General features: G+C 59.5%; 4 protein-coding genes. All 4 read right to left on the bottom strand.

The features are described from left to right. A partial coding sequence (locus WMO23_RS10730; RefSeq protein WP_349174047.1) for a GTP-binding protein occupies positions 1–786 on the bottom strand: 786 nt, incomplete at its 3' end. A gap of 20 nt (positions 787–806) precedes the next feature. Beyond that, entirely contained in the window at positions 807–1,886 is a 1,080-nt protein-coding gene (gene mnmA, locus WMO23_RS10725; protein ID WP_020311401.1) for a tRNA 2-thiouridine(34) synthase MnmA, read from the bottom strand. Further along, positions 1,883–3,031 (bottom strand): cysteine desulfurase family protein, encoded by a 1,149-nt coding sequence (locus WMO23_RS10720; RefSeq protein WP_020311400.1) that lies wholly within the window; start codon positions 3,029–3,031, stop codon positions 1,883–1,885. The genes mnmA and WMO23_RS10720 overlap by 4 nt, the downstream gene beginning before the upstream one ends. Before the next feature lie 352 nt (positions 3,032–3,383). Next, positions 3,384–5,519, bottom strand: coding sequence for a DNA topoisomerase III (locus WMO23_RS10715; RefSeq protein WP_349174044.1), 2,136 nt, complete (start codon positions 5,517–5,519; stop codon positions 3,384–3,386). Positions 5,520–5,855: the final 336 nt, after the last annotated feature.

Raw genomic sequence — 5,855 nt, 5'->3', positions numbered from 1 at the left:
GGCTGCCAGATAGCCGACGCTGCCACATTCCAGGGACGGGACGGGATGCATCTGGGGCAGGAAGACGCCCGTTTCGATGACTTCAAATTCTTTGCCCGACGCCATCATGCGGATGCGCTGGCCCGGCTTGACGCTGCCTTCCATGATGCGGATATTGGCGATGGCCCCTTTATAGGCATCGAAATGGGAATCGAAGATGAGGGCCCGCAGGGGCTTGTCCCCTTCGTCAGCCGGTGCCGGGATGCGCTGGACAATGGCTTCCAGGACCTTGTCGACGCCGTAGCCCGTCTTGGCGCTAATCATGATGGCGTCCGATGCGTCCAGGCCGATGACGTCTTCGATTTCCTTGCAGACCCGGTCCGGGTCGGCGCTGGGCAGGTCGACTTTATTGATGATGGGAATAATTTCCAGATCGTGTTCCAGGGCCAGGTAGACGTTGGCCAGGGTCTGGGCTTCGACGCCCTGCGTGGCATCGACGATGAGCAGGGCCCCTTCGCAGGCCGCCAGGCTGCGCGATACTTCGTAGTTGAAGTCGACGTGCCCCGGCGTGTCGATGAGATTGAGCGTATACTGTTTGCCATCTTTGGCATCGTAAATGAGACGGGCCGACTGGGCTTTGATGGTAATGCCCCGTTCCCGTTCGAGATCCATCGTATCGAGGAGCTGGTCTTCCATTTCCCGTTTGGGCACGGTGCCGGTCATTTCCAGCATCCGGTCGGCCAGCGTCGATTTGCCATGGTCGATATGTGCGATGATTGAAAAGTTTCTGATATGATCTGTAGACACAGGAATCCTCCTCTTTTTTCCTATTGGATGACGCCGCCGCCCAGGACGCGTTCGCCTGTTTCGGCGTCGTAAAGTACCAGGGCCTGGCCGGCCGTGACGGCGCGCTGGGCATCGTCGAATTCGACCCGCAGGCTGTCGCCGTCGGGATAGACCGTGCAGGCCGCTTCACGGGCAGCATAGCGTATCTTGCCCAGGGCCCGGAACGGTGCGGACGGTGCCTGTTCGACCCACGTCGCTTCACCGGCATGGACAGTCTTCGAGAACAAATCCTGTTCCGAGCCGACGACGACCCGGTTATGGGCCACGTCGAGGGCCGTCACATAATACGGACCGCCGGGACCGCCGAGGTTCAACCCCCGCCGCTGACCGATGGTATAGGCGGCAATGCCCTTGTGGCGGCCGATGACGCGGCCGCTCTGGTCGACGAAGTCGCCGGGCTTGAAGATGCCCTTGCGTTCGTGCTGCAAGAAGCCCTTATAGTCGTTGTCCGGGATGAAGCAGATATCCTGGCTTTCAGGCTTGTTGAAGACCGGCAGGCCCCATTCTTTAGCCAGTTCCCGCGTATGGACCTTTTCCAGGCCGGCCATGGGGAATAAGAGATGGGGCAGCAGGTCCTGTGTCAGCTGATAGAGGACATAGGACTGGTCCTTGCGGCGGTCTGTGCCGCGGAGCAGGGAATAGATTCCCGTCCCTTCGTCCTTGACGATGCGGGCGTAATGGCCTGTCGCCAGGAAGTCGGCACCGAACTGCTTGGCCTTTTCCCAGAGCAGACCGAATTTAATGAATTTATTGCAGGCAATGCAGGGATTGGGCGTCCTGCCGTGGACGTAGGCATCGACGAAGTAGTCGATGACGTCGCGCCGGAAGATATCGCGGAAATCCAGGGTATAATGGGGAATCCCCAGGACCGAGGCGACGGCTTTGGCATCGTCGACGGAACTGAGGGAGCAGCAGGCGTGGACGTTGTCGATGGTGCAGGCCGGGTCTTCTTCCCACAGGCGCAGGGTAATGCCGATGACGTCATACCCCTGCTGCTTCAAAAGGCCGGCCGTGACCGAACTGTCGACGCCGCCGCTCATAGCTACGGCAACTCGTTTCATAGTGACTCTCCTCTGCTTTTACGGACAGCGTCGCCGATGATGGCGATGGCTGCTTCGATTTCATCTAAGGTATTTTCTTTGCCTACGGACAGGCGGATGCTGCTGCGCAGCCATTTGTCCTCAACGCCCATGGCCTGGAGGACGTGGGACGCTTCGACGGCGCCGGCTTCGCAGGCCGAACCAGCCGATACGGCCAGACCCTGCAGGTCGAGGGCGATAAGCAGGATGGCGCTGTCCACGCCGTCGACGCTGAAGTCGATGATGTTGGGCAGGACGTGGTTGCGCCGGCCGTTGAGGTGGAAGCGGGCGTCGCCCTTGATGAGCCGGTCATGGACGGCATCGGTCAGGCGCCGCGCCGCCCGGACGCGGTCGTCCCGTTCGGCCTCCAGGAGTTCGGCAGCCTTGCCGAATCCGGCAATGGCGGCGACATTCTCCGTGCCCGCCCGCAGGCGGTGTTCCTGGGGTCCGCCATAGGCTTCGGCAGCGACCTGCAGTCCGTGGCGGATGTACAAGGCGCCGACACCTTTGGGGCCGTAAATCTTATGGCTGCAGACCGTGAGCATGTCGATGCCCTGTTCCAGCGGCCGGATAGGCACGTAGCCAAAGGCCTGGACGGCATCGACGTGGAAGGCGATGCCCTTCTGCCGGGCCAGGGCGCCGATGGCGTCGATGGGCTGGACCATGCCCGTTTCATTATTGGCATACATGACGGAAATAAGGACCGTATCATCGCGCAGGGCCTGGGCCACAGCGTCGGCTGTGACCCGGCCGTCGGCTTCGACAGGGACATAAGTCACGTCATAGCCCTTCCCTTCCAGGGCCTGGAAAGTCCGCAGGACGGCGTGGTGTTCTACGGCCGTCGTGACCAGGTGGCCGCCGTGGGGGTAATTGGCCCGCAGGAAGCCGAGGATGGCCAGGTTGTCCGCTTCCGTGCCGCCGCTGGTGAAGACCAGGTCTTCCCCTTTGACGCCCAGGCAGTGGGCGACCTGGCTGCGCGCCGTCTGGACGGCAGACCGGGCCTGCTGGCCGAAATAATGAAGGCTCGACGGATTGCCGTAAGCCGTCGTCAAATACGGCATCATGACGTCCAGGACGCGCGGGTCCATCGGCGTCGCTGCCGCGTTATCTAAATAAATTCGTTTCATTGATGATTTTGACTCCAAAGTTGACAAAATAGCTATAAAAAATAGCCTATTATTTATAATACCATAGGTAGTTGTTGGTGGCTAGTGGCTAGTAGGGGCCGTCCCAAAGGGCGGCCCGCTTGTGGGAATCCCGTTTGCTGGCGGCCCGTTGCGGGAATCCCGCGGGACGCAAATTCAACCTCTCAGTCAGCTGACGCTGACAGCTCCCCTATAAAGGGAGCCTTGGGCGGGACGCCTACGATTGCGGTCCGTGGGACCGCGGCGGACTGCGGACTGCGACCGGCGACCTGCGTTATCCACAGGATTCGCGGCGGGCTCCCCACGTGGGAGCCCCTACAGTTACTATGCCAGACTAGTGTCTGGCATAGTAACTTGGTACGCCGTCGACGTCGGCGCATTTGGTATTACAGCCTTCCTGGCTGCAGACCCAGAAGGGGCCGTAGGGGCCGCTGCGTTTCTGGAAGGTCCCTTTGTGGCAGCGCGGGCACGGGTACGGCGACGGTTTGGCGTCGGGCCGTTTCTTTTCTCCGTCGACGGGTTCGGTGTGGCGGCACGACGGGTAGTTGCTGCAGCCGTAGAAGTCGCCGTATTTGCCGTGGCGCTTGACCATGGCACTGCCGCAGACGGGGCAGGTCTTGATGCCGGCCATGTGCATGACGACTTTCCGGGCCGCCGTGACCAGGGTATCCAGGAAGGACAGCTGGTCGTGGAGGAAGGTGTCCAGTTTATCCTTGCCCAGGCTCATCTGATAGAGCCGTTCTTCCCAGACAGCCGTTTCGTCGGGATAGAGCATTTCATCGGGCAGGGAATCGACGAGGAGGTAGGCGTCATCTGTCGGCTTGAGGTACTTCTTCTTGCCTTCCGTCGTCAGGAATTTGCGCTGGATGAGCTCCTGGATAATCGTCGCCCGCGTCGCTTCTGTGCCGATGCCCTGGACTTCTTTCAATTTCTTCTTCAGGCTCTCGTCTTTGACGTACTTATAAATTTCCTTCATGGCTGCCAAGAGGGTCGACGGCGTGAAGCGCGGCGGCGGCTTAGTCGCCTTTTTGTCGACCTGGCCATTCTGATAATGGACGCCATCGCCCTTGCGGACAGCCGGCAGGGTCCCCCTCTCTTCTTCGTCGTCATCGTGCTTGTCGCTCTGATAGAGGACCTTCCAGCCCGGCACGGTGACCGTCTTGCCATGGGCGACGAAGCGTTCATCAGCCGCTTCGATGACCATGCGCGTCTGGTCATATTCATGGATGGGATAGAATTGGGCAATATAGGCCTGGGCGACGAGGTAATAAATATGCTGCTGCATAGACGTCAATTTATCGAAGGGACAGGCTACGGTCGTCGGAATGATGGCGTGATGGGCCGTGATCTTGCTGTCGTTCCAGGCGCGGCTGCGTATCTTGCCGTCGGCACCGGCGACCCATTCAGCCAGCTTCCCTGCCGGCAGTTTTCCGAGATTGGCCAAAATATGGGGTACATCCTTGCGCTGGTTCACCGGCAGGTATTCGCAGTCCGACCGGGGATAGGTCGTCAGTTTCCGTTCATATAATTCCTGAGCCGTATCGAGAACCTGCTGCGGTGTATAGCCATAACGCCTGCCTGCCAGGACCTGCAGGGACGACAGGGACAGGGGCAGGCGCTGGGCTTCTTTTTTCTTGGTCTTTTTATGCTCGACGATGGTTCCGTCAGGCCGTTCCTGCAGGCGTTCGAGGATGGACTGGGCCGTCTTTTCATCGACACAGCGCCCTTCCGGGTCGAGGCCGCTCTGGGTATCCCTGGGCTGCCACTGGGCGCGGATGAGGCCGTTCTTATGAAGGAAATCGGCTTTGACGACGTAATACGTGACGGGGACGAAGTTGTCCAATTCCCGCTGACGGCGGACGACGAGGGCCAGGGTCGGCGTCTTGACGCGGCCGATGGGAAAGACGACGCGGTGTCCCTGACGGCGGGCGGCCAGGGTATAGGCCCGGGACAGATTCATGCCGATGAGCCAGTCGGCGCGGCTGCGGGCCAGGGCCGATTCCTTGAGATGGACGAAATCGCCGTTGCTGCGCAAATCGTCGAGGGATTCGTGGATGCTCTTCTCGTCGAGGGCATTCAAGAGGATCCGTTCGACAGGCTTCTTATTGCCGACGTAATCGAGGATCTCATCGATGAGCAGCTGCCCTTCCCGGTCCGGGTCACCGGCGTTGACGATAGTATCGACGTCGGGGTTGGCGATGAGGTCCGTAATGACCTTGAACTGGTCCTTACTGGCCAGGCTGACCAGGAGCTTCCACTGCTTGGGGATAATCGGCAAGTCGTCGGCGTTCCAGCGCTTGTACTTGGGATCATAATCCTGAGGCTCGGCCTGCTGCAGGACGTGGCCATAAGCCCAGGTCACGATGCCGCCGCCCGTGCGGATACAGCCGTTCCCCCGCTGGTGCGGATCAGGCAGGCACTTCGCCAATTCCCGGGCCATGCTCGGCTTTTCGGCAATAAAAAGTTTCATAAGGCATCTCTCTTTCTGAAATAGACTGTACCTTATATCATACCATGGTTGGGGATTAGTGGCTAGTAGGGGCCGTCCTGTAAAGGCGGCCCGCTTGTGGGAATCCCGTCGAATCGTGGCTCGTGGCTAGGGGCTCGTGGTTCGTGGTCCTTCTCTTTATAGTTTGTAGTACGGAGTTTGTAGTTTGCAGGAGATGGTTTTAAATTTTTAACCATGGTCTACAAACTAAAAACTACAAACTTGAACCTTACACGTGAATGCAAATTCAACCTCTCAGTCAGCTGACGCTGACAGCTCCCCTATAAAGGGAGCCTTGGGCGGGACGCCTACGATTGC

The organism is Megasphaera intestinihominis, assembly GCF_040096415.1.
Taxonomy (GTDB): Bacteria; Bacillota; Negativicutes; order Veillonellales; family Megasphaeraceae; genus Megasphaera; species Megasphaera intestinihominis.
This window is presented reverse-complemented; position numbering and strand designations above follow the sequence as displayed.

Bases quoted from the DNA above. Each gene is read 5' to 3' on its own strand.
- mnmA (WP_020311401.1), bottom strand. From the start codon at position 1,886: ATGAAACGAGTTGCCGTAGCTATGAGCGGCGGCGTCGACAGTTCGGTC.
- WMO23_RS10720 (WP_020311400.1), bottom strand. From the start codon at position 3,031: ATGAAACGAATTTATTTAGATAACGCGGCAGCGACGCCGATGGACCCG.
- WMO23_RS10715 (WP_349174044.1), bottom strand. From the start codon at position 5,519: ATGAAACTTTTTATTGCCGAAAAGCCGAGCATGGCCCGGGAATTGGCG.